Source organism: Salipiger sp. HF18 (assembly GCF_011806505.1).
In the GTDB taxonomy this organism is placed as follows: domain Bacteria; phylum Pseudomonadota; class Alphaproteobacteria; order Rhodobacterales; family Rhodobacteraceae; genus Salipiger; species Salipiger thiooxidans.
This window is the reverse complement of sequence record NZ_JAATOS010000877.1, coordinates 1-883: the sequence shown is the minus strand read 5'-3', so window position 1 is coordinate 883 and position 883 is coordinate 1. Positions and strand designations below refer to the sequence as shown.

Annotated in this window: 1 protein-coding gene; it reads left to right on the top strand. The window is 69.3% G+C overall.

Annotation, left to right across the window (positions count from 1 at the left end; genetic code table 11):
• Nucleotides 1–10: 10 nt before the first annotated feature.
• Nucleotides 11–883, top strand: an 873-nt coding sequence (locus tag HC022_RS27680; protein WP_167454509.1) for a nucleoside hydrolase, incomplete at its 3' end; no start/stop codon positions are given.

Genomic DNA, 883 nt, shown 5'->3' with positions numbered 1-883 from the left:
GAGGCTTCCCATGGCAGAGCGCATCATCATCGACACTGATCCCGGCCAGGACGACGCCGTTGCGATCCTGCTCGCCCTCGCCTCTCCGGACGAGATCGAGGTGCTGGGCATCACCGCCGTGGCGGGCAACGTGCCGCTGGCGCTGACCGCGCGCAATGCCCGCATCGTCTGCGAACTGGCCGGACGGCCCGACATGAAAGTCTTCGCGGGCTGCGACCGCCCGCTGCGCCACGAACTGGTGACCGCCGAGCAAGTGCACGGCAAGAGCGGGCTCGACGGCCCCGACCTGCCCGAGTCCACCATGCCCCTGCAGGACGCTCATGGCGTGGACTTCATCATCGAGACGCTCCGCGCCGAGCCCGCCGGGACCGTGACGCTCTGCCCGCTCGGACCGCTCACCAATATCGCCACCGCTTTCGAGCGCGCCCCCGACATCGTTTCGCGGGTGAAGCGCATCGTGCTCATGGGCGGCGCCTATTTCGAAGTGGGCAACATCACGCCGGCGGCCGAGTTCAACATCTACGTCGACCCCGAGGCTGCGGCACTGGTCTTCGGTGCGGGCGTGCCGCTGGTGGTGCTGCCGCTCGACGTGACCCACAAGGCGCTGGTCACCAAGCCGCGCAACGACGCTTTCCGCGCGCTCGGCAACCGCGCCGGCACCGCCGTCGCCGAGATGACCGACTTCTTCGAGCGCTTCGACCTGGCGAAATACGGCTCCGACGGCGCGCCGCTGCACGACCCCTGCGTCACCGCCTACCTGCTGCGGCCCGATCTGTTCTCGGGGCGGCACATCAACGTCGAGATCGAGACCGTCTCGCCGCTCACCCGGGGCATGACCGTGGCCGACTGGTGGGGTGTCACCGACCGCGCGCCCAACGCCACC